Source organism: Micromonospora sp. HK10 (genome assembly GCF_000982955.1).
GTDB lineage: Bacteria > Actinomycetota > Actinomycetes > Mycobacteriales > Micromonosporaceae > Micromonospora.
The window spans coordinates 25296-46476 of record NZ_KQ058661.1; the positions used below are offsets into that span (position 1 = coordinate 25296).

Here is a 21181-nt window from a genome sequence, read left to right on the forward strand (position 1 = left end):
CCCGGCACCGCGGGTACGGGCGTCCCGGGTCCCCCGGGGCGCCCGCCGGGTCAGGAGACGGCGAAGATGCCGGCCACGCCGAGGAGCACCATCACCAAGACCGCCACCACGGCACCCCGCTCCCCCTCGACCGCCTGCTCGCGGTACTCGGTCCCGGCGGTGTTCGTCGTCTCGGCGGGCATGGTGCGGCCTCCTCGTCTGGATGTTTGGCGGCGGCCCACCGGGGAGCCCACCGCCGGTCGGCCGGCGTGCGGGGCGGTCCCGGGGGTCCTACCGTGAGGACGTTGTCGACCTCGGGAGGCTGGAACGTGACGACGCGGGAGTGGTTCCTCACCGCACAGGAACGTGCCAACCCAGGCTCTGCTTTACCCGTCTGGACGACGGGAAACCTCGCCGAGCCGCTGATTCACGGGTCCGCGTACTTCGACCGGCTGGTCGACGAGGTCTCCGCGCTCAAGGCCGGCGACCACCTCTTCTTCACCGACTGGCGGGGCGACCCCGATCAGCGGATGCGCCCGGACGGCCCGACCGTGGTGCAGCTGTTCGCCCAGGCCGCCCAGCGCGGCGTGCTGGTCAAGGGGTTGATCTGGCGCTCCCACCTGGACAAGCTCTCCTACAGCGAGGCGGAGAACCGCAGCCTCAGCGAGGCGATCTGCGCGGCCGGCGGCGAGGTGCTGCTCGACCAGCGGGTCCGGCGGGGCGGCTCGCACCACCAGAAGCTGGTGGTGCTGCGCCACCCGGACGACCCGGCGCGGGACATCGCGTTCGCCGGCGGGATCGACCTGTGCCACAGCCGGCGCGACGACGCCACCCACCGGGGCGACCCGCAGCCGGTGGCCATGTCCCCGCGCTACGGCGGGCGCCCACCCTGGCACGACGTGCAGCTCGCGCTACGCGGGCCGGTCGTCGGCGCCCTGGACACCACCTTCCGGGAGCGGTGGACCGACCCGATGCCGCTGGACTCGGAGAACCCGATGGCGTACCTGCGCGACCGGCTGCGCGGCGCCGACCTGAGCCCCGATCCGCTGCCCGAACAGCCGGCCGATCCGCCGCCGTGCGGGCCGCACCGGATCCAGGTGCTGCGCACCTACCCGGCGGTCCGGCCGCGCTACCGGTTCGCCCCGAATGGAGAGCGGACGGTGGCCCGCGGCTACACCAAGGCGATCCGCCGGGCCCGCCGGCTGATCTATCTGGAGGACCAGTACCTCTGGTCGACCGAGGTGGCGGAACTCTTCGCCGAGGCGCTGCGCGCGCAGCCGGAGCTGCACCTGGTGGCGGTCGTGCCCCGGCACCCGGACGTGGACGGCCGGTTGGCGCTGCCGCCCAACATGGTGGGTCGCGAGCAGGCGCTGGCGCTGTGCCACCGGGCCGCCCCGGACCGGGTGCACGTCTTCGACGTGGAGAACCACGAGGGCACCCCGGTCTACGTGCACGCCAAGGTCTGTGTGGTCGACGACGTCTGGGCGAGCGTGGGCAGCGACAACTTCAACCGCCGGTCCTGGACGCACGACAGCGAGCTGTCCTGCGCCGTGCTGGACGAGACCCGCGACGAGCGGGCCCCCGCCGACCCGGCCGGGCTGGGCGACGGCGCCCGGGTCTTCGCGCGGGACCTGCGGCTGCGGCTGTGGCGGGAGCACCTGGACCGGGACCCGGACGGCGGGCAGGACGCCGATCTGCTGGACCCGGCGGACGCGGTGGCCGCACTCACCTCGACGGCCGAGGCGCTGGACCGTTGGCACGCCGGCGGGCGCACCGGACCCCGGCCGCCGGGCCGGCTGCGGCCGCACCGCGCCGAGCGGCTGGCCTGGCACACCCGGCTCTGGGCGTTGCCGATCTACCGGCTGGTCTACGACCCGGACGGCAGGCCGCTGCGCGCCCGCCGCGCCGGCACGTGGTGAGCCGGCCCGACGGCGGCGGCCGCCGAGGGGTCGTCGAGCGCGCCGGGCCGGGCCGGGTAGGCGAAGGAGACCCGGGGCGAGTAGAACCCGCCGCCGATGCGGAGCGGGTTGGCCGGCCGTAGCGCGTGCGCCGGGTGGCCGGGGAGGAGGAACTCCAGCGACTCGATCTCGAACGGGGTGACCGGCTCCGCGACGAACGGGTAGTCGACCGCGATCCGCTCGCCGTCCCGGACGGTCAGGTAACGGTGGTGGCCGCTGAACACCCGGTTGCCGGTGTCACCCACCCGGGCCACCGAGCGGATCAGCGGCACCCCGTCGACGAGGGTCTCGGCGACCAGCCGGTCGCCCCGGACGTCCACCCGGGTCTCCCCGACGGTGGCCGGCGCTCCGCGCGCGTCGGCGTACGCCCGGACCCGGGGGCTGGAGGTCAGGTAGTGGCACCACCAGCCGCCGGGGGCGTCGCCGACCATCGGTGGCTCGATGTCGGCGAGGCACACCCCGAGATAGGTGCAGGAGTACGCGCCGAAGCCGGAGGTCTGGGTCTCGTCGTCGACGACGTACTGGTTCATGAAGACCTGGTGGTCGGGGCATGCGCGCAGGCCCGGCGGGAGGAGCGCCGCGACCGCGTCGGGGTCCGCCGGGAGCCAGCTGAACAGCAGCGTCCGGGCGTTGACGACGAGTTGCGGAGCGGCGGGATCGAGCACGGTGCCTCCGTCGATGTGTTCACCAGGGACGCTACGGCGGTCCCATCCGCAGGACAACGACGGAAAGCCGACATTCTGAGCCGGCTGTCGGATTTTGCGTTGACCGCGCGGCGTCACCGACTCCACCGAAGCGGACCCGCCATCCGGCTCGTCAGACCCAGGGGCCGACCACCGTTTCGCGCGTTTCCACCCTTTACCACGCTTGATGCCCGGTAAGTACATCGTACTTTCGGCTAGATTTCTGCAAGCCGATCAGGCTAAGGTGACTTCCGAACGTACGACAACCCGCTAAACCTAAGCGTCACGTCATTTTCCGCGGACGAGGTGCAGGGAGGACCACCCATGACCGCGAGGACTGTGCACGGGCCGGCCACCGCGCCGGCCACCACCAGGCTTGACCCGCGCAGCCTGACCGACAGCGCCACCGACCTGCTGCACGCGATGGCCGCCCTGCCGGCGCACCACCCGTCCCGCGCCGCGCTGCGGGACCGGGCGATCGAGGCCTGGTTGCCGCTGGCCAACCACCTCGCCCACCGCTACAGCGGTCGCGGCGAGCCCACCGACGACCTGGCCCAGACCGCCGCGGTCGGCCTGATCAAGGCGATCGACAAGTTCGACCCGTCCCGCGGTGTCGACTTCGCCGGCTACGCCATCCCGACCATCATCGGCGAGCTGAAGCGGCACTTCCGGGACCGCACCTGGGACATCCGGGTGCCCCGCCGGCTGCAGGAGCTGCGGCTGGCCATCTCCGACGCGAACAGCACGCTGCTGCAGACCCTGGGCCGCTCGCCGACGGTCGCCGACATCGCCGCCCACCTCAACCTCACCGAGGAAGAGGTGCTGGAAGGGCTGGAGGGCGCCCGCGCGTACAACGCGGTGTCGCTGTCCACGCCCACCGGAGACGGGGACCGGGCCACCGAGCTGGGCGACCTGCTCGGCGGCGAGGACGGCGAGTTCGAGCTGGCCGAGCTGCGGGTCGCCCTCGGCCCGGCGCTGGCCACGCTGGACGAGCGTGAGCAGAAGATCCTCACCCTGCGCTTCTACGGCAACCTGACCCAGTCGCAGATCGCCGAGCAGATCGGCGTCTCCCAGATGCACGTGTCCCGGCTGCTGGCCCGGGCGCTCAACAAGCTGCGGGGGCAGCTGGACGGAACGTACTAGGGGGTGGTGACGGTGGCCGGGTCGGCGGGCCCGGCCACCGTCGTGTCCACGCTGGCCCGGTCGGCGGTTCGCCGGCCGGGCCGTTCCGGTTGCCCGCCGCGGCGGTAGGCGCGTGGCCGCCCGCCGGCCCGGGTGCGACAGTGGGGGCGTGCTTGCCGACGTCCCCCTCGACCTGCCGGTCCGGCCGGTGCTGCCGGCGCTGGTCCGGGCCCTGCACGGGGCGGGCACGGCGGTCCTGGTGGCCCCGCCCGGCACCGGCAAGACCACCCTGGCGCCACTCGCGGTCGCCGACGAGGTGCCCGGCACGGTGCTGATCGCCCAGCCCCGCCGGGTCGCCGCGCGGGCCGCCGCGCGCCGGATGGCCGCCCTGCTCGGCGAGCCGGTCGGCGGCCGGATCGGGTACGCGGTGCGCGGCGAGCGCCGCACCGGCCCGCGGACCCGGGTCGAGGTGGTCACCACCGGGCTGCTGGTCCGCCGGCTGCACCGGGATCCGGAGCTGCCCGGCGTGGGCGCGGTGCTGCTCGACGAGTGCCACGAGCGGCACCTCGACGCCGACCTGGCGCTGGCCTTCGCCGTGGAGTCCCGCGCCGCGCTCCGGCCCGACCTGTGGCTGCTGGCCATGTCGGCCACGCCGCAGGCGGACCGGTTCGCCGCGCTGCTGGGCGGGGCCCACCGGCCGGCGCCGGTGGTCCGGGCCGAGGCGGCCCTGCACCCGGTCACCCGGATCTGGGCGCCGCCGCCCCGGCCGGTCGCCGCCCCCGGGGCCGGCCGGGTCGACCCGGCCCTGCTCGACCACGTGGCGGGTACCGTGCGCCGGGCGCTGCGCGAGCGGAACGGGGACGTGCTGGTCTTCCTGCCCGGGGCGGGCGAGATCGCCGCGGTGTCGGCCCGCCTGACCGGCCTGGGGGACGGCGTGGCGGTGCTGCCGCTGCACGGCCGGCTGTCCGCGACCGCCCAGGACGCGGCGCTGCGCCCGGCCACAGCCGGTGCGTCACCGGGGCGCCGGGTGGTGCTGGCCACCGCTGTGGCGGAGAGCAGCCTCACCGTGCCCGGGGTACGCGTGGTGGTCGACGCCGGACTCAGCCGGGTGGCCCGCACCGACCTGGCCCGCGGTCTGGGCGCGCTGGTCACCGTGCCGGTGTCCCGGGCCGCGGCCACCCAGCGGGCCGGCCGGGCCGGCCGGGAGGCCCCCGGGGCGGTCTACCGGTGCTGGTCGGAGGCGACGCACGCCCGGCTGGCCCCGCAGCCGGAACCGGAGATCGCCACCGCCGACCTGACCGGGTTCGCGCTGGAACTGGCCGCCTGGGGCGACCCCGACGGGGCGGGCCTGGCGCTGCCCGATCCGCCCCCGCCGGCCGCCCTCACGGTGGCCCGGGAGACGTTGGCCACCCTGGGCGCGGTGGACGCCGACGGCCGGATCACCGCCCGCGGCCGGGCCGTCGCCGCGGTCGGGGCGCATCCCCGGCTGGCCCGCGCGCTGCTGGACGGGGCGCAGCGGGTCGGCGCGGACCGGGCCGCCGAGATCGTCGCACTGCTCGCCGACGACACGCTGCCCGGCGGCACGGACGACCTCACCGCCCTCTGGCGCCGCCTGCGCGGCGGCACCGACCCCGCGGCCACCAGCCGTTGGCGTGCCGAGGTCCGCCGGCTACGGGCCGCGATCGGCCCTCGCGACCCGGCGGGTGGCGGCGGCCGGACGGGTGGCGGCGGGACGGGTGGCGCCCGGACGGGTGGCGCCGATCCCGCGGCCCGCCGGCCCGATGGGCCCGACGGGCCCGGGCGCCGGGCGGCGGCCGAGGTCCTCGGGGATGACCTGGCCGCCGGGCTGCTGGTCGGGTTGGCGTACCCGGAGCGGCTGGCCCGGGCCCGGCGGGCCGGCGGCGCCGCGTACCTGATGGCCGGTGGGACCGCGGCGGAGCTGGCGGCCGGTTCGGGGCTGGCCGGTGCCGCGTGGCTGGCGGTCGCCGTGGCCGACCGCTCCCCCGGCGCGCCCACCGCCCGGGTGCGACTGGCCACGCCGGTGGACGAGGCGACCGCCCGGGAGGCCGGCGGGCCGTTGCTGCGTGACGCTCGCGAGGTCGCCTGGTCAGACGGGGACGTGGTGGCCCGGGAGGTGCTCCGGCTCGGCGCGATCGAGCTGGTCGACCGGCCGCTGTCCACCCCGGACCCGGAGCTGGTCGCCGCCGCCGTGCTCACCGGCCTGCGCGAGGCCGGGCTCGGCCTGCTCACCTGGACGCCGGAGGCGACCGCGCTGCGTCGCCGGCTCGCCTTCTGCCGGCAGGCGCTCGGCGACGACTGGCCCGACGTGGCGGACCCGGCGCTGCTCGCCGCCGCGCCCAGCTGGCTGGGGCCCGAGCTGGCCCGCGCCCGGCGCCGGGCCGACCTGGCCCGGATCGACGTGGCGGTGGCGCTACGCCGGCTGCTCGACTGGCGGCAGGCGGCCCGGCTGGACGAGCTGGCGCCGGAACGGCTCCCGGTGCCCAGCGGCTCGCGGATCCGGGTCGACTACACCGACCCGGCCGCCCCGGTGCTGCCGGTGAAGGTGCAGGAGACCTTCGGCTGGCGGGACGCGCCGCGGCTGGCCGACGGGCGGGTGCCGGTGCTGCTGCACCTGCTCTCCCCCGCCGGCCGGCCGGTGGCGGTCACCGCCGACCTGGCCTCCTTCTGGCGGACCGGCTACCCGCAGGTCCGTGCCGAGCTGCGCGGCCGCTATCCCCGGCACCCGTGGCCGGAGGACCCGACCAGCGCCGAGCCGACCCGACACGCCACACCCCGGCGGCGCTGATCAGGCCGGCTCCTCCTCCACCACGTCGGCGATGAGCACGGTGACGTTGTCCGGGCCGCCGGCGCGCAGCGCCAGGTCGATCAGTTTGGCCGCGCACGCCTCGCGGTCCGGGTAACCGCCGAGCACCTCGGCGAGGGTGTCCGCGCGCACCACGTTCGACAGACCGTCGCTGCACAGCAGCCAGCGGTCGCCGGCCCAGGGCACCATCGTCGCGTACGCCGGGGAGACCTCGTCGCCCTGCAACGCCTGGGTCACCACCGCCCGGCGGGGGTGGCTGCTGGCCTGCTCCGCGGTGATCACGCCCTGGTCGACCAGCATCTGCACGAAGGTGTCGTCCCGGGTGACCTGCTTGAGCACGCCCTCCCGGTAGAGGTAGGCCCGGGAGTCGCCGACGTGGGCCAGGGCCAGGCAGCTGCCGGTACGGGCGAAGAGCAGCGCGGTCAGGGTGGTGCCCATGCCCTGGCGTTCCGGGTCCTCCTCGACGGCCCGCCGGATCCGCGTGGTGGCCACCTCGATGCCGCCCTGCAGGGCGGCGACCAACGCGTCCTCGGGTGTCTCCAGGTCGAGCGGGGCCATCGCGTCGATGGTGATCCGGCTGGCCAGATCACCGGCCGCCATCCCGCCCATGCCGTCGGCGACGGCGACGAGCCAGCTGCCGGCGTGGAGCGCGTCCTGGTTCCCGCTGCGGATCAGCCCTCGGTCGCTCGCCCCGACGGAACGAAGCTTCAGGGTCATGGGTGGCAGCCTGCCAGGCGAAGGGCGCAGTTGTCTCTAGGAGATCAGGACGAGGCTGCGTGGCGCGGCGAATCTCACTCGCGCGACCGGTCGCCGGCCCATCGGACGGCGTCAATTGACAGCGGAGGAACGCGCTGGAAACATCTGCCCGGACAGGTGGGAGCGCTCCCAGCGCTGCCGCCTCGCGTTCCCCCACCACCCCCGCACGGAAGGAACCTCCGTGACCCCATCCCGACGCCGCCTCACCGCGCTGGCCGCGGCCACCACCCTGGTGCTCACCGCGACCGCCGGCGTGGCCCATGCCGAGGTGCCACCGGACGCGCCCGAGCAGATCCGCAACGGCGACTTCAGCGACGGCACCTCCCCCTGGTTCTCCTACGGCACCGACGCGCTCGCGGTCACCGACGGCCGGCTCTGCACCACCGTCCCCGGCGGCCTGGCCAATCTCTGGGACGCCGGCATCGGCCAGGACGCGGTGTCGCTGATCGCCGGCGCCGAGTACGAACTCTCCTTCGACGTCTCCGCCACCCCCGGCTCGGCCGTCAAGGCGGTCCTGCAACTGGGCAGCGCCCCCTACACCACGTACGCCGAAGCCGGCGCCACCGCCACCCCCGGGTCGGTGCACGTGGACAAGACCTTCACCGCGCCGGCCGACAACCCGTCCGCCCAGCTGATCTTCCAGGTCGGCGGCAGCGCCGACGCGCAGACCATCTGCCTGGACAACGTCTCGCTGCGCGGCGGCGAGGCCGCCCCGCCGTACGAGCCGGACACCGGGCCACGGGTGCGGGTCAACCAGGTCGGCTACCTGCCCGGCGGGCCGAAGCACGCCACGGTGGTCACCGACGCCACCGACCCGCTGCCCTGGCAGCTGCGGTCGGCCGGGGGCACGGTGGTGGCCGACGGGCAGAGCGCCCCGCGCGGCGTGGACGCCGCCTCCGGGCAGAACGTGCAGACCGTCGACTTCTCCGCCTTCCGCACCCCGGGCACCGGCTACACGCTCACCGTCGACGGCGAGACCAGCCACCCGTTCGACATCTCCGGCGCCCTCTACGACCGGCTGCGCGCCGACTCGCTCCAGTTCTTCTACGCCCAGCGCAGCGGCACCCCGATCGACGGTGACCTGCTCGGCGCGGCGTACGCCCGCCCGGCCGGCCACCTCGGGGTGGCCCCCAACCAGGGCGACACCGACGTGCCCTGCCAGGCCGGGGTCTGCGACTACCGGCTGGACGTGCGCGGCGGCTGGTACGACGCCGGCGACCACGGCAAGTACGTGGTCAACGGCGGCATCGCCACCTACCAGCTGCTGAACACCTTCGAGCGGACGAAGACCGCGGAGACCGCCGCCGGCGGCGCGGGGCTGGGCGACGCCACCCTGCGGGTGCCCGAGCGGGGCAACCAGGTCCCCGACGTCCTCGACGAGGCGCGGTGGGAGCTGGAGTTCCTGCTGCGCATGCAGGTGCCGGCGGGCCAGCCGCTCGCCGGGATGGTGCACCACAAGATCCACGATCGCAACTGGACCGGGCTGCCGCTCGCCCCGCAGGACGACCCGCAGCCGCGCGAGCTGCACCCGCCGTCCACCGCGGCCACCCTCAACCTGGCCGCCGTCGCCGCCCAGTGCGCCCGGCTGTACGCCCCCTACGACGCCGCCTTCGCGACCCGCTGCGGCACCGCCGCGAAGACCGCGTACGCGGCGGCCAAGGCCCACCCGGCGGTCTACGCCTCGGCGGCCGACGGCAACGGTGGTGGTTCGTACGACGACTCGAACGTGACCGACGAGTTCTACTGGGCGGCCGCCGAACTGTGGCTGAGCACCGGGGACCAGGCGTACCTGACCGACGTCACCGCCTCGCCGCTGCACACCGCCGACGTCTTCGCCGCCGGTGGCGCGTTCGGCTGGCAGAGCGTCGCCGCGCTCGGCCGGCTCGACCTGGCCACCGTGCCCAGCGCGCTGCCCGCCGCCGACCGGACCCGGGTGCGGGCGTCGGTGACCGCCGCCGCCGACCGCTACCTGGCCACCGTCCGGGAGCAGGCGTACGGACTGCCGCTGCCCGGCGACGCCGGCTCGTACGTCTGGGGCGGCAACAGCAACCTCGTGAACAACGCGATCGTGCTGGGCACCGCCTTCGACCTGACCCGCGACGCCCGCTACCGGGACGGGGCGGTGCAGAGCGCCGACTACCTGCTCGGCCGCAACGCGCTGAACATGTCGTACGTGACCGGCTGGGGCGAGCAGCACGCCCGCAACCAGCACAGCCGGATCTTCGCCCACCAGCTGGACCCGAACCTGCCGAACCCGCCCGCGGGCTCCCTCGCCGGCGGCGCGAACGCCGCCCTCCAAGACCCGTTCGTGGCCAACCTGCTGGCCGGCTGCAAGCCGATGTTCTGCTACGTCGACGACATCAACTCGTACTCGACCAACGAGGTGGCGATCAACTGGAACTCGGCGCTGGCCTGGCTGGCGTCCTTCCTCGCCGACCAGGGTGACGCCGGGGCGGTGCCGGCGGCGCGCTGCGCCGTCACCTACACCACCCACGGCAGCTGGACGGGTGGCTTCACCACCCAGGTCACCGTGCGCAACACCGGCCCCACGGCGGTCAACGGCTGGAGCCTGCGCTGGGCGTTCACCGGCGACCAGAAGGTGGACACGGCCTGGCTGGCGAAGGTCAGCCAGTCCGGCGCCACGGTCACGGCGAAGAACGAGTCGTACAACGCGAAGATCATGCCGGGCGCGTCGATCACCTTTGGCCTGAACGGGTTGACGGCCGGCGGCCCCAACCCCAACCCCAACCTGATCACCCTCAACGGCTCCGCCTGCACCCTGTCCTGAGCCAGGACCCGGGGGAAGGGTGGCCGCCCACACCGGGCGACCACCCTTCCCCGCCGCACCTCCCCGCCACCTCCCCGCCGCCCTTCCCACCGCGCTTCCTCGCCGTCTTTCCCGCCGGCCGGCCGGGCCAGCGGATCGGCCCTGGGGCGGGTCAGCCGGGCCAGCAGGGCCAGCGGGCCAGCAGGGCCAGCGGGGCCAGCAGGGCCAGCAGGGCCAGCAGGGCCAGCAGGGCCAGCAGGGCCAGCAGGGCCAGCAGGGCCAGCAGGGCCAGCGGGCCAAAAGGTCAGCGGGCCAGCCGGGCCAAAAGGTCAACCAGGTCAGCTGCGTCGGCGGGCCAGCCCGAGCCAGCCGGCGATGGTTCCCTGAGACGCTGTCGACCTGATGTCGTCAGCGACTCAACCGTGCCGCCGACCGGGCCCGTCGTCGCCGTGGTCAGGCCACCCGGAGGAGGGCGAACAAGGCGTCGCGTCACCGTGGTTGAGTCGGTTGTGACATCAGGTCGACAGCGTCCCTGAACCCATGCCGGCGGTCGGAGTGCCAAGCTGGGCCGGGCCGGCGAGACCCGGCCCGCCAGCCAGCACGATCCGCGCCACGCCAGCCGGCAAGACCCGGCCCGCCAGCCGGCAAGACCCGGCCCGCCAGCCGGCAAGACCCGGCCCGCCAGCCGGCAAGACCCGGCCCGCCGGCCAGCACGACCCGGCCCGCCGGCCAGCAGGACCCGGCCCGCCCGCATGCTGACTTCCGGCACGCCCGGCCGGCGCCCCGGTACGGTCCCCCGGTGGCGTACCTCTTCCTGCTGGGCGCGATCACCGCCGAGGTGATCGGCACCAGCCTGCTCAAGGCGACCGACGGCTTCACCCGGCTCTGGCCGACCCTCGGCGTGGCGGTCGCCTACCTGTCGTCGTTCGGGCTGCTCTCCCTGACGGTCCGGGACATCCCGGTCGGGGTGGCGTACGCGATCTGGTCCGGCCTCGGCACCGCCGCCATCATGGCGATCGGCGCGGCCTTCCTGGGTGAGCCGCTGGGCCTGGCGAAGGTCGTCGGCGCCGGCCTGGTGATCGCCGGCGTGGTGGTGCTGAATCTCGGCGGGGCGCACTGAGCGGTACGCCGCTCCGCCGGTGCGGATGAGACCGCGGCGGTCACGATCGATCGGGCGTCCCCGCCCCGGCCCCGTGCTGTTCCGGAAGTTTCGGGCCCGTCCGCCTAGTGGGACGCGGCCGCCACGAGCATCACCCGGCCCGCCCGACCGAGGCCCTGTTCAGCGCGCCTGTGGCTGGACCGGGTGGCGGGAGCTGGCCTCAGGAACGGCTCCGCCAATCGACATCGGTCGATTCTGTCGGTACTCTTCTGGCGGTAGTTCCGGAAAGTTTACCGGAAATTTGTGTGGCACTCGGCCGCCGACGGTTTCGCGGTGCACCGGATGCCCGACCGCCAGGAGGAACGGAGAAGATGTCGCAGCTCGTCCTGTTCGCGATCGACATCTGCGCGGTGGTGCTGCTCGTCTTCGGGCTCTACTTCCCCCGGCACCGCCGCCGTGACCTCGTCGTCGCGTTCCTCGGGGTCAACGTCGGCGTCCTCGCCGTGGCCGGCGCGCTCAGCGCCAGCAACGCCGGCGCGGGGCTCGGGCTGGGCCTCGCGCTGTTCGGCGTGCTCTCCATCATCCGGCTGCGCTCGACCGAACTCGACCAGCACGAGGTCGCCTACTACTTCTGCGCCCTGGCACTGGGCATCCTCGGCGCGCTGACCACCACCTCGGTCTGGCTCAGCGCCGGCCTGATGGGGCTGCTCATCGCGGTGATGTTCGTGGGCGACCATCCCCGGCTGCTGCGCCACTACCGGCACCAGATCATGGTGCTCGACTCGGCCGTCACCGATCCGGTGGCGCTCGTGGCGCACCTGGAGCAGCTGCTCGGCGCCCGGGTGCACGTCGCCACCGTGCAGCGGCTCGACCTGGTCAACGAGACGACCACGGTGGACGTCCGGTACTCGTCGGCCGGGCCCGGCGCGGCAGCCGGCGCCGGCGCCCAGGCCCGGGCGGGAGCGCACCGATGAGCGCGCCGTCGATCGGCGCCGCGCTGCGCGAGATGCCGTCCGTCGGGCTCGTCGAACTCGTCGACCGGGCCGCGCTGCTGACCCGGGTCGACCGCAAGTACGTCGTCCCGGTCGAGGAGCTACCCGCCCTGCTGACCGAGCTCGTCCCGCACGCGCGGGTGCTCGACATCGACGGGCGCCGCACGTTCCGGTACGAGTCGGTGTACTTCGACACGCCCCGGCTGGCCAGCTTCCACGGTGCGGCGTACCGGCGGCGCCGCCGCTTCAAGGTGCGCACCCGCACCTACCTCGACTCCGACCACTGCTGGCTGGAGGTCAAACTCAGCGGGGCGCGGGGCAGCATCACCAAGCACCGGCTGCCCCACCCGCCCGCCGACCGGGGCAGCGTGCACCCGGGCCGCTCGTTCGTGGAGGAGACGCTGCGCCGCGAGTCGATCTGCGCCGGCAGCGCCGCCGCGCTGGCGCCGGTGCTGGTCACCGACTACCGGCGCGCCACCCTGCTGCTGCCGGACAGCGCCAGCCGGGTCACCGTGGACACCGACCTGAGCTGGCGGCACGGCGAGCGGGTGCTCCGCCTGCCCGGGCTCGCCGTGGTCGAGACCAAGACCGGCGCCCGCGCCGCGCCGGTCGACCGGATGTTGTGGCGGCGCGGCATCCGGCCCGTCCGCATCTCCAAGTACGCGACCGGCCTGGCCGCCCTCCGCCCGGAGCTGCCGGACGGGCCGTGGCGTCGGACGCTGCGCCGCCACTTCCACGGCATCGCACCGTCGGTGCCCTCACCCGCCACCATCCACCGATCCGCACAGGAGGCATCGTGCGTCTGACCGCGCCCAGGACCGCCGCCGCGACGACCATCTTGCGCATGGCCGGGGTGGCCGTGCTGGTCGCCGCGCTGCTCACCCCGAACTCAGCACCGGCCGGCGCCGAGCCGCCGGCCGCCGGCGACGCCCACGGCGGGTCGGTGGCCGCGGACCGGTGGGCCGGCCGGGTCGCCACCACCGCCGCGGACGCCTCGGCCGCCACCGCCTCGGCCGCCGACCTGGCCGGCGACATCGCCTTCTCGGTGCCGAGCGGCACCTTCCAGAACGAGGTGGCGGTGTCGCTGAGCACCACGGTCAGCGACGCGCAGATCCGGTACACCACGGACGGGCGGCCGCCGACCGCCCAGTCGCCGCTCTACCCGGGCTCCCCGCTGCGGTTCACCCGGACCACCCAGCTACGGGCCCAGGCCTTCGTCGGGCAGACAGCCTCCGGCGCGCCCGGCACCGCCCTGTACGTGGCCCGCGGCAGCGCCACCACGCACGATCTGCCGCTGGTCGTGCTCGACTCGTACGGCGCGGGCCGGCCGGGCCGGGAGTACATCGACGCCGCCGCCATGATCTTCGACCCGGCGGGTGGCACGACCTCGCTGGCCGGCGCGCCCACCGTGGCCACCCGGGCCGGCTTCCACCTGCGCGGGCAGTCGTCGGCGACGTTCGAGAAGGCCCCGTACCGGCTGGAGTTCCGCGACAACGAGGACGACGACGCCGACTACCCGGTGCTGGGCATGCCTGCCGACTCCGACTGGGTGCTGCGCGGGCCGTTCACCGACAAGGCGCTGATCCGGGAGGCCTTCGTCTACGACCTCGGGCGGGAGATGGGCCTGCCGGCGCCGCGCTACCGGTTCGTGGAGCTCTATCTGAACACCGACGCGACCCCGGTCGGCGCAGAGGACTACCAGGGCGTCTACATGATCGTCGAGACGATCAAGAACTCGAAGAACCGGCTCGACCTCAAGCAGCTGGACGAGGACGACCGGACCCTGCCAAAGATCACCGGCGGCTACATCTGGAAATTCGAGTGGATGGCCGCCGAGGAGCCGACCCTGCCGTGCACCGGAGCGGCCTCGACCTGCTGGAACTACCTGGAGGTCGTCGACCCGTCGCCGCTGCAACCGGAACAGCGGGACTGGCTGCGCAACCACATCCAGGCGTTCCACGACGTGCTGCACTCGGCCAATTTCGCGGATCCGGTCACCGGCTACCGGGCGTACCTCGACGTCGACTCCTTCGTGGACCGGCTCGTCATCGGCGAGCTGAGCCGGGAGATGGACTCGTACATCCGCAGCGAGTACTTCTACAAGGACCGGGACACCAAGATCTTCGCCGGTCCGCTCTGGGATTTCGACCTCTCCTTCGGCGTGGGCGGCTTCTTCCAGAACGACCAGGCGGCCGGCTGGCAGTACCAGCAGCTGCGCCAGCCGCTGGCGAACGACTGGTACACCCAGTTGATGCGGGATCCGGCCTTCGTGGACCAGGTCCGGGCGCGCTGGCAGAGCCTGCGGCGCGGCCTGCTCTCCGACGCCTCGTTGCAGGCCCGGATCGACGCCCTCGCCGCGCCGCTGACCAACGGTGCGCAGCGCAACTTCCAGCGCTGGCCGAACCTGACCACCCGGACGATCGGCTTCTTCGTCACCTCGACGTCGCCCACCTGGCAGGGACAGGTCCAGGACATGCGGGACTGGATGCTGCGCCGGGCCGCCTGGCTGGACTCGACCGCCGGCTGGGGTGGGCCGATCACCACCCCGACCACGCCGCCGCCCGGGCCCACCACGCCCCCACCGGGCCCGACCACGCCGCCGCCCGGGGGTCGCTGCACCGCGACGTACGCGGTGAGCAACCAGTGGCCCGGCGGCTTCCAGGCCGAGGTCCGGGTGACCGCGGGCCCGTCGGCGATCAGCAACTGGACGGTGACCTGGACGTTCGCCAACGGCCAGGCGGTCACGCAGGCGTGGAACGCCACCGTGACGAGCCAGGGCGCGGCGGTCACGGCCCGCAACGCGCCGTTCAACGGCTCGCTCGCCGCCGGCGCCAGCACCACCTTCGGGTTCCTCGGGTCGTTCGCCGGCACGAACAGCACACCGACCCTCACCTGCACGGCGAGCTGACGGCTCCGCCACCGGTCGCCGTTCGCGGCGGACGGCGACCGGCCACGATCACCGGTGCGGGGGTGCCGGGAAGGGGCCCGGTGCGGAGGCCACCCATCTCCGCACCGGGCCTCGTGGCCGCCGGAAAGCTCCGCCCCGCCGGCGGCGATCGGGGCCTACCAGGGCGTGGATGGCATGCTGGCCGGCCTGTCCGGGCGGTCGGTCCGGCGCTGCTCACCCTGCTGGTGCTCGACGGCGGCGCGCCCGGCTGGCTGGTGATCGGGGCGCTCTTCGGCGGCGTCGGCCTGGCCACCCCGGCGCTGACCCGGTGGGCGCTGGCCAACCGGGCGTCGCCGAGGCCGCCGCGGCGGCCCGCACCCCGGCCGGTCCGGCGGCCGGTACGGGATGACCGGGACGAGCAGGTGCGGGCGCCGGATGGCAGCATGGCCGGCATGACGGACCAGCAGACCATCGCCGTCCGCCGGGGCGGCCCGGAGGACGCGACCACCGTGCTGCGGCTGCTCGACAGCGCCACCGCCTGGCTGGCGGCGCGCGGCCGGACCGGCCAGTGGGGCACCGGGCCGGCGTCGACCGATCCGCGGCGGATCGCGCAGGCCGACGTGTGGGCCGGCGGCGGTGGGCTGCACCTGGCGACGCTCGACGACACCGTGGTCGGCGCGCTGGTGGTCGGCGAGGCCACCGGGTACGTGCCGCCGGCCGTCGAGCCGGAGCTGTACGTCAACCTGCTGGTCACCGACCGGGCGTACGCCGGCCGCGGGATCGGCGCGCGGCTGCTGGCGTACGCGGCGGAGCTGGCCCGGGACCGGGGCGTGGGCCTGCTGCGGGTGGACTGCTACGGCGGGGACGACCGGGCGCTGGTCCGGTTCTACGAGGGCTGCGGCTTCACCGCGACCGACCGGTTCGCCGTCGAGCGCCCGGGGCGCGAGCCGTGGCCGGGGCAGGTGCTGGAGCGCCGGCTCGGCTGACGGCTCAGCCGATCTCCTCGTCGACGAAGCACCAGCGCCAGTCCTCCCCCGGCTGGACCGAGCGCATCACCGGGTGCCCGCTCGACTCGAAGTGCTTCGTGGCGTGCTGGTACGGCGAGGAATCGCAGCAGCCGACGTGCCCGCAGCTCAGGCAGGCGCGCAGGTGCACCCAGTCGGGGTTGCCGATGGCCACGCAGTCCGGGCACTCGGTCGTGGTCCTCGGCTCGGCGTCGCCGGCCTCGGTCAGGTGCTGGCAGCTCACTCGTCGGCCTCCACTCGCAGCAACGACTCCTCCAGGTCCAGGTCACGGTAGGCGCGCACGAGCACCTCCTCCGGGATCCTCCCGGAGTCGCGGGCGGCCCGGAACACCTCCCGTTCCGCGTCAATCATCTCCTGCCGCAGCCGGCCGTACGCCCGCGAGGGGGTCTCCCGCGCGTCGCCGCCGAGCCGTTCCCAGGCCAGGTTGGTGCGGCTCTGCACCAGGCCGCGCAGCCGCTCGACGACGGCCTCCGGCGCCCCCTCGGCGAGTTCCTCCAGGCGTTCCCGGGCGGCGCGGCCGGCCTGCTGCTGCACGGCGGCGGCGGAGAGCGCGTCCTGCACCGGGTCGTCCGGTGGCAGTTTCGCGACCCGGGCCACGGCGGGCAGGGTGGCGCCCTGCGCGACGAGGGTCACCACGATCACCGCGAAGGCCAGCCAGATGAACAGCGGTCGCGGGTACTCCCGCCCGTCGGCGAGGGTGAGCGGCAGGGCGAGCGCGGCGGCGAGGGTGACCACGCCGCGCATGCCGGCCCAGCCGATGACCAGCGGGACCTGCACGGGGACGGGCGTCTCCCGGCGGCGGGCGCGGGGCACCAGCCGACCCAGGTAGGTGGCCGGCAGCAGCCAGACGAACCGGGCCAGCACCACGGCGGCCAGCACGGCGGCGGTGATCCCGACCAGCCGGCCGACCGGCTCCTCCAGGTCCCGCAGCACCTCGCGCAGTTGCAGGCCGACCAGCAGGAAGACCAGGCCCTCCAGCAGGAACTGGATCAGCCGCCAGAACGCGCCCACCTGGAGCCGGGAGGCGGCCGACATGAGCAGCGGCTGCTTGTGCCCGATGCCCAGGCCGGTCACCACCACGGCGACCACCCCGGAGGCGTGGATCTGCTCGGCGGCGAAGACCACCGCGAACGGCACGATCAGCGACAGCGCGTTGTCCAGCACCGGGTCGGTGATCCGTTTGTGGAGGTAGCCGAAGACGACCACGCCGAGCAGCCCGACCAGGATGCCGCCGCCGGCCGACACGACCACCTCGCGCGCCACCGTGCCGAACCCGACATGGCCACCGGCCACGGTGGCCGCGGCGACCGCCACCCGCAGCAGCACCAGCGCGGTGGCGTCGTTGACCAGGCTCTCCCCCTCCAGGATCGTCACGATCCGCCGGGGCAGCCCGACCCGCCGGGCCACCGCGGTGGCGGCGACCGCGTCGGGCGGCGCCACCACCGCGCCGAGCGCCAGGCAGATGGCGTACGGCAGGCCGGGCAGGAGCAGGTAGAGGACGGTGCCCACGACGAACGCCGTGAAGATCACCAGCCCGACGGCGAGCAGCAGGATCGGCCGCAGGTTGAGCCGGAACGCCGGCACCGAGGTCTTCAGGGCGGCCACGTAGAGCAGCGGCGGCAGGATCCCGACCAGCACCAGCTCGGGGTCGAGCCGCACGTGCGGGACGAACGGCAGGAAGGACAGGCCGAGGCCGAGCACCACCAGCAGGATCGGCGCCAGCAGGCCCAGTCGCCGGGCCAGCGCCGCACCGAAGGTCGCGATGGCCAGGATGACCACCACCTCGAACAGAGCTTCCATGGGGTACGAGCCTAGGCGGCCGGCGGTGCCGGCGTGATCACGCGGTGGTCCGCAGTTTCGGCAGCACCTCCGCGCCGAACGTGTCGATGAAGGCGCGCTGCTCCTGCCCGACGTGGTGCAGCGCGATCTGGTCGAAGCCCAGGCCGACGTACTCCTCCAGCCAGCCGACGTGCCGGCCGGGGTCGGCGGAGATGTTCACCACCTCGGCGACCTTCGCCGGCGGCACGTCCGCGCTGACCACGTCGAAGTGCTCGGTCAGCTCCAGATCCCAGCAGACCGGTGGGGCGAACACGTTGCTGCGCCACTGGTCGTACGCGATGGCCTCGGCGTCGGCCTGCGCGGGCGCCCAACTGACGTGCACCTGCAGGTGCAGCGGTCCGCGCCCGCCCGCGTCCCGGTAGGCGTCGATCATCCGGCGCAGGTGCGGCACGGGCGCGTTGACGGTGATCAGCCCGTCGGCCCACTCGGCGCACCAGCGGGCGGTCTCCACGCTCACCGCCGCCCCGATCAGGGCGGGCGGCCGTTCGGGCCGGGTCCACAGCTTCGCCCGGTCGACGGTGACCAGGCCGTCGTGGCTGACCTCCTCGCCGGCCAGCAGCGCCCGGATGACGTCGACGCACTCGCGCAGCCGGGCGGCGCGCACGTCCTTGCGCGGCCAGCCCGCGCCGGTGATGTGCTCGTTGCTCGCCTCACCGGTGCCCAGCGCGGCCCAGAACCGGCTCGGGTACATCGCGGCGAGGGTGCCGATGGCCTGCGCGATGATCGCCGGGTGGTAGCGCTGCCCGGGAGCGTTGACCACGCCGAACGGCAGGCTGGTGGCCTGGAGCGCGGCGCCCAGCCAGGACCAGGCGAAGCCGGAGTGGCCCTGCCGGGCACTCCACGGCGAGAAGTGGTCCGAGCACATGGCGGCGTCGAAGCCGGCCCGCTCGGCGTGGACGACCGCCGCCAGCAGCTCGGACGGGTGGATCTGCTCGTGGGACGCGTGGAAGCCGAACTCCGTCATGTCCGGCACTCCTACCCACCGGGCCGGGGGTGTAAGCCGGGGCCCCGCGCCGCGTCCGGCGCCGGCGGGCCCCGGCCCAGCTCACTCGGCGTGTGCCCCGGCGCCGGCGCCGGCCTCTCCCTCGCCGACCCAGACGGTCTTGGTGTTGCAGAACTCCCGCATGCCCACGGCGGACAGCTCGCGGCCGTAGCCGGAGTTGCGCACCCCACCGAAGGGCAGCTCCGGGTAGGAGGTGGTCATGCCGTTGATGAAGACGTTGCCGGCGTCCAGGTCGGTGGCGAAGCGCTCCTGCTCGGCCGGGTCCTCGGTCCAGGCGTTGGAGCCGAGGCCGAAGCTGGTGCCGTTGGCCACCTCGATGGCCTCCTCGTAGGAGGCGACCCGGTAGAGGCCGGCGACCGGGCCGAAGACCTCCTCCGACCACATCCGCATGCCGGGCCGCAGGTCGGTGACCACCGTCGGCGGGTAGTACCAGCCGTCGCCGGCCGGCTTCTCGCCGCCGCAGAGGATGGTGGCGCCGTTGTCGACGGCGTCCTGCACCTGGGCGTGGATCTCGTCCCGGCCACGCTCGCTGGCCAGCGGGCCGACGTCGGTGTGCTCGTCCATCGGGTCACCGACGCGCAGCGCGGACATCCGGGCGGCGAACTTCTCGGCGAAGGCGTCGAAGACGTCGGTGTGCACGATGAACCGCTTGGCGGCGATGCAGGACTGGCCGTTGTTCTGGCAGCGGGCCGTGGTGGCCACCTCGGCGGCCTTGTCCAGGTCGGCCGAGGGCATCACCACGAACGGGTCGCTGCCGCCCAGCTCCAGCACGGTCTTCTTGAGCTCCCGGCCGGCGCTGGCGGCGATCGACCGGCCGGCGCCCTCGCTGCCGGTGAGGGTGGCGGCCCGGACCCGGGGGTCACTGAGGATCCGGTCCACCGTCTCGGAGCCGACCAGCAGGGTGGTGAACGCGCCTTCGGGGAAGCCGGCCCGGCGGAACAGGTCCTCCAGGTAGAGGGCGGTCTGCGGCACGTTGGAGGCGTGCTTGAGCAGCCCGGTGTTGCCGGCCATCAGGGCCGGCGCGGCGAAGCGCATGACCTGCCAGAGCGGGAAGTTCCACGGCATCACGGCGAGCACCGGGCCGAGCGGCTGGTAGCGGACGTAGGCCCGCCTGGCCTTGACGGCGGCGGCGTCGGCCGGCTCGTCGGCCAGCATCTCGGGGGCCTTGGCCGCGTAGAACCGGCAGGCGGTGGCGCACTTGGTCACCTCGGCCTTCGCCGCGGCGTACGTCTTGCCCATCTCGGTGGTCATCAGCCGGGCGGTCTCGTCCCGCTCCGCCTCGAGCAGGTCGGCGGCGGCGGTGAGCCAGCGGCCGCGCTGGGCGATGGTGGTCTCCCGAAGCTGCCGGAACGCGAGGTCGGCGCGGTCGATGGCGGCGTCGACCTGCTCGTCCGACATCTCGTCGTACGTCTTGAGCACCTGTCCGGTGGCGGGATTGGTGGTGGCGATGGGCATCTCGTACTCCTGTCACTCGAACAGCGAGTGCCGCACGCCCGGCTCCTCGCGGCGGCGCGCGGCGCGGCGGCGCTGGATGACGACCAGGTCGACCACGGCCACCACGGCGAGGATCGCGCAGGCGACGCCGAGGAAGACCACGTCGGCCCGGAAGGCGAGCACCGCGAAGACGGTCATCACGACCAGGCCGAAGAGGGCCAGCGCGAGCCGCAGGTTGAGCGCGCTGTACGCGTGGCCGACCGTGCCGCGGGCACGCCGGGGCTGTGATCGCGTCATCCCTTCGGGCTACCCCGGCTCGGGCCGGGCTAACCGCACAACCGGCACCGGCTGCCACCGGCGCACCCGGCGGGGAGGCTACCAGGGCATTGTTAACGATGGTCGTCGATGCCGGAAGCCCGACAGAACCACCGCCGTCACATTCGGTGTACGTAGGGTCGACGCGCTGCTGCACACCGTCGGACGGGGTTCGCGATGTCTCGACGTGGGGTCACCGCGCTGGCCTGCCTGGCGGCGCTGGTCGCGCTCGCCTGTGACGGCGCCGGTTCCGCCTCGCCCCGACCGTCCGGCTCGCCCCCGCCCGGCACCCCGGCGGTGCTGACCGCGCTCGGCGACTCGATCACCACCGGCTTCGGTTCCTGCCTGGTGCTGATGAGCTGCGAGCGCAACTCCTGGTCCACCGGGACGGGCCTGCGGGTGGAGAGCCACTACCGGCGGCTGCGCGAGCGCAACCCGGCGCTGCGGGGCGAGAACCGCGCGGCGCCCGGGGCCCGCGCGGCCGCGCTGGCCGGGCAG

At 74.5% G+C, this 21181-nt stretch carries 16 protein-coding genes and 3 pseudogenes; 11 read left to right on the top strand and 8 right to left on the bottom strand.

Annotation, left to right across the window (positions count from 1 at the left end; all coding sequences use genetic code 11):
* Positions 1-50: 50 nt before the first annotated feature.
* Positions 51-182 carry a hypothetical protein gene (locus LQ51_RS34240; RefSeq protein WP_255352182.1) on the bottom strand — a complete coding sequence of 44 codons (132 nt, stop codon included), beginning with the start codon at positions 180-182 and terminating at the stop codon, positions 51-53.
* 126 nt (positions 183-308) lie between these two features.
* Between LQ51_RS34240 and LQ51_RS01980 the strand changes: the two genes are divergently transcribed.
* A complete protein-coding gene (locus LQ51_RS01980; protein WP_046562886.1) occupies positions 309-1898 on the top strand; it encodes a phospholipase D family protein in 1590 nt (529 codons plus the stop codon).
* Here the strand turns inward: LQ51_RS01980 and LQ51_RS01985 are convergent.
* The gene (locus LQ51_RS01985) at positions 1847-2602 is read right to left on the bottom strand and encodes a hypothetical protein (RefSeq protein ID WP_046562887.1); all 756 of its coding nucleotides are present in this window, start codon (positions 2600-2602) and stop codon (positions 1847-1849) included. The two genes, LQ51_RS01980 and LQ51_RS01985, sit on opposite strands and share 52 nt — an antisense overlap.
* 342 nt (positions 2603-2944) lie before the next feature.
* Between LQ51_RS01985 and LQ51_RS01990 the strand changes: the two genes are divergently transcribed.
* The 3 genes and pseudogenes from LQ51_RS01990 to LQ51_RS34455 form a co-directional block, all read left to right on the top strand.
* The gene (locus tag LQ51_RS01990; RefSeq protein ID WP_046562888.1) at positions 2945-3763 is read left to right on the top strand and encodes a SigB/SigF/SigG family RNA polymerase sigma factor; all 819 of its coding nucleotides are present in this window, start codon (positions 2945-2947) and stop codon (positions 3761-3763) included.
* A gap of 148 nt (positions 3764-3911) precedes the next feature.
* Positions 3912-5435 (top strand): annotated as a pseudogene (locus LQ51_RS34450) (helicase-related protein); the annotation flags it as partial.
* A gap of 129 nt (positions 5436-5564) precedes the next feature.
* A pseudogene (locus LQ51_RS34455) lies at positions 5565-6548 on the top strand (ATP-dependent helicase C-terminal domain-containing protein); the annotation flags it as partial.
* On the opposite strand, the gene LQ51_RS02000 reads toward LQ51_RS34455, so the two are convergent.
* The gene (locus tag LQ51_RS02000) at positions 6549-7283 is read right to left on the bottom strand and encodes a PP2C family protein-serine/threonine phosphatase (protein WP_046562890.1); all 735 of its coding nucleotides are present in this window, start codon (positions 7281-7283) and stop codon (positions 6549-6551) included. It abuts the pseudogene before it with no gap.
* Positions 7284-7503: 220 nt separating this feature from the next.
* Between LQ51_RS02000 and LQ51_RS02005 the strand changes: the two genes are divergently transcribed.
* The 6 genes from LQ51_RS02005 (at position 7504) to LQ51_RS02030 (ending at position 16053) form a co-directional block, all read left to right on the top strand.
* Positions 7504-10110: a glycoside hydrolase family 9 protein gene (locus LQ51_RS02005; protein WP_046562891.1), complete on the top strand. Its 2607-nt coding sequence runs from the start codon at positions 7504-7506 to the stop codon at positions 10108-10110.
* 778 nt (positions 10111-10888) lie between these two features.
* On the top strand, positions 10889-11209 hold the full coding sequence (locus LQ51_RS02010; RefSeq protein ID WP_046562892.1) for a DMT family transporter: 321 nt from the start codon (positions 10889-10891) through the stop codon (positions 11207-11209).
* Positions 11210-11559: 350 nt separating this feature from the next.
* Positions 11560-12162, top strand: a complete 603-nt coding sequence (locus LQ51_RS02015) for a DUF4956 domain-containing protein (RefSeq protein ID WP_046562893.1) — start codon at positions 11560-11562, stop codon at positions 12160-12162.
* The gene (locus LQ51_RS02020) at positions 12159-12986 is read left to right on the top strand and encodes a polyphosphate polymerase domain-containing protein (protein WP_082159226.1); all 828 of its coding nucleotides are present in this window, start codon (positions 12159-12161) and stop codon (positions 12984-12986) included. The genes LQ51_RS02015 and LQ51_RS02020 overlap by 4 nt, the downstream gene beginning before the upstream one ends.
* Positions 12977-15088 (top strand): CotH kinase family protein, encoded by a 2112-nt coding sequence (locus LQ51_RS34320; protein ID WP_046562894.1) that lies wholly within the window; start codon positions 12977-12979, stop codon positions 15086-15088. The genes LQ51_RS02020 and LQ51_RS34320 overlap by 10 nt, the downstream gene beginning before the upstream one ends.
* Before the next feature lie 224 nt (positions 15089-15312).
* The gene (locus LQ51_RS02030; protein ID WP_231605189.1) at positions 15313-16053 is read left to right on the top strand and encodes a GNAT family N-acetyltransferase; all 741 of its coding nucleotides are present in this window, start codon (positions 15313-15315) and stop codon (positions 16051-16053) included.
* 4 nt (positions 16054-16057) lie between these two features.
* Here the strand turns inward: LQ51_RS02030 and LQ51_RS02035 are convergent, their stop codons facing one another.
* The 5 genes from LQ51_RS02035 to LQ51_RS02055 all read right to left on the bottom strand — a co-directional run bounded on the left by LQ51_RS02035 (position 16058) and on the right by LQ51_RS02055 (position 20665).
* Positions 16058-16315, bottom strand: a complete 258-nt coding sequence (locus tag LQ51_RS02035; RefSeq protein ID WP_046562895.1) for a UBP-type zinc finger domain-containing protein — start codon at positions 16313-16315, stop codon at positions 16058-16060.
* Positions 16312-17892 carry a Na+/H+ antiporter gene (locus LQ51_RS02040; RefSeq protein WP_046562896.1) on the bottom strand — a complete coding sequence of 527 codons (1581 nt, stop codon included), beginning with the start codon at positions 17890-17892 and terminating at the stop codon, positions 16312-16314. The genes LQ51_RS02035 and LQ51_RS02040 overlap by 4 nt, the downstream gene beginning before the upstream one ends.
* A 37-nt stretch (positions 17893-17929) precedes the next feature.
* Positions 17930-18895, bottom strand: a complete 966-nt coding sequence (locus tag LQ51_RS02045) for a TIGR03885 family FMN-dependent LLM class oxidoreductase (RefSeq protein WP_046562897.1) — start codon at positions 18893-18895, stop codon at positions 17930-17932.
* 81 nt (positions 18896-18976) lie between these two features.
* Positions 18977-20389 (bottom strand): NADP-dependent succinic semialdehyde dehydrogenase, encoded by a 1413-nt coding sequence (locus tag LQ51_RS02050; RefSeq protein WP_046562898.1) that lies wholly within the window; start codon positions 20387-20389, stop codon positions 18977-18979.
* A 12-nt stretch (positions 20390-20401) separates the two neighbouring features.
* A complete protein-coding gene (locus LQ51_RS02055) occupies positions 20402-20665 on the bottom strand; it encodes a DUF6343 family protein (protein WP_046562899.1) in 264 nt (87 codons plus the stop codon).
* Between the two features lie 195 nt (positions 20666-20860).
* Between LQ51_RS02055 and LQ51_RS02060 the strand changes: the two are divergent.
* A pseudogene (locus LQ51_RS02060) lies at positions 20861-21181 on the top strand (SGNH/GDSL hydrolase family protein); the annotation flags it as partial.

Coding starts and splice junctions, on each gene's coding strand:
- LQ51_RS34240 (WP_255352182.1), bottom strand. CDS start 182: ATGCCCGCCGAGACGACGAACACCGCCGGGACCGAGTACCGCGAGCAG.
- LQ51_RS01990 (WP_046562888.1), top strand. CDS start 2,945: ATGACCGCGAGGACTGTGCACGGGCCGGCCACCGCGCCGGCCACCACC.
- LQ51_RS02000 (WP_046562890.1), bottom strand. CDS start 7,283: ATGACCCTGAAGCTTCGTTCCGTCGGGGCGAGCGACCGAGGGCTGATC.
- LQ51_RS02015 (WP_046562893.1), top strand. CDS start 11,560: ATGTCGCAGCTCGTCCTGTTCGCGATCGACATCTGCGCGGTGGTGCTG.
- LQ51_RS02020 (WP_082159226.1), top strand. CDS start 12,159: ATGAGCGCGCCGTCGATCGGCGCCGCGCTGCGCGAGATGCCGTCCGTC.
- LQ51_RS02040 (WP_046562896.1), bottom strand. CDS start 17,892: ATGGAAGCTCTGTTCGAGGTGGTGGTCATCCTGGCCATCGCGACCTTC.
- LQ51_RS02045 (WP_046562897.1), bottom strand. CDS start 18,895: ATGACGGAGTTCGGCTTCCACGCGTCCCACGAGCAGATCCACCCGTCC.
- LQ51_RS02050 (WP_046562898.1), bottom strand. CDS start 20,389: ATGCCCATCGCCACCACCAATCCCGCCACCGGACAGGTGCTCAAGACG.
- LQ51_RS02055 (WP_046562899.1), bottom strand. CDS start 20,665: ATGACGCGATCACAGCCCCGGCGTGCCCGCGGCACGGTCGGCCACGCG.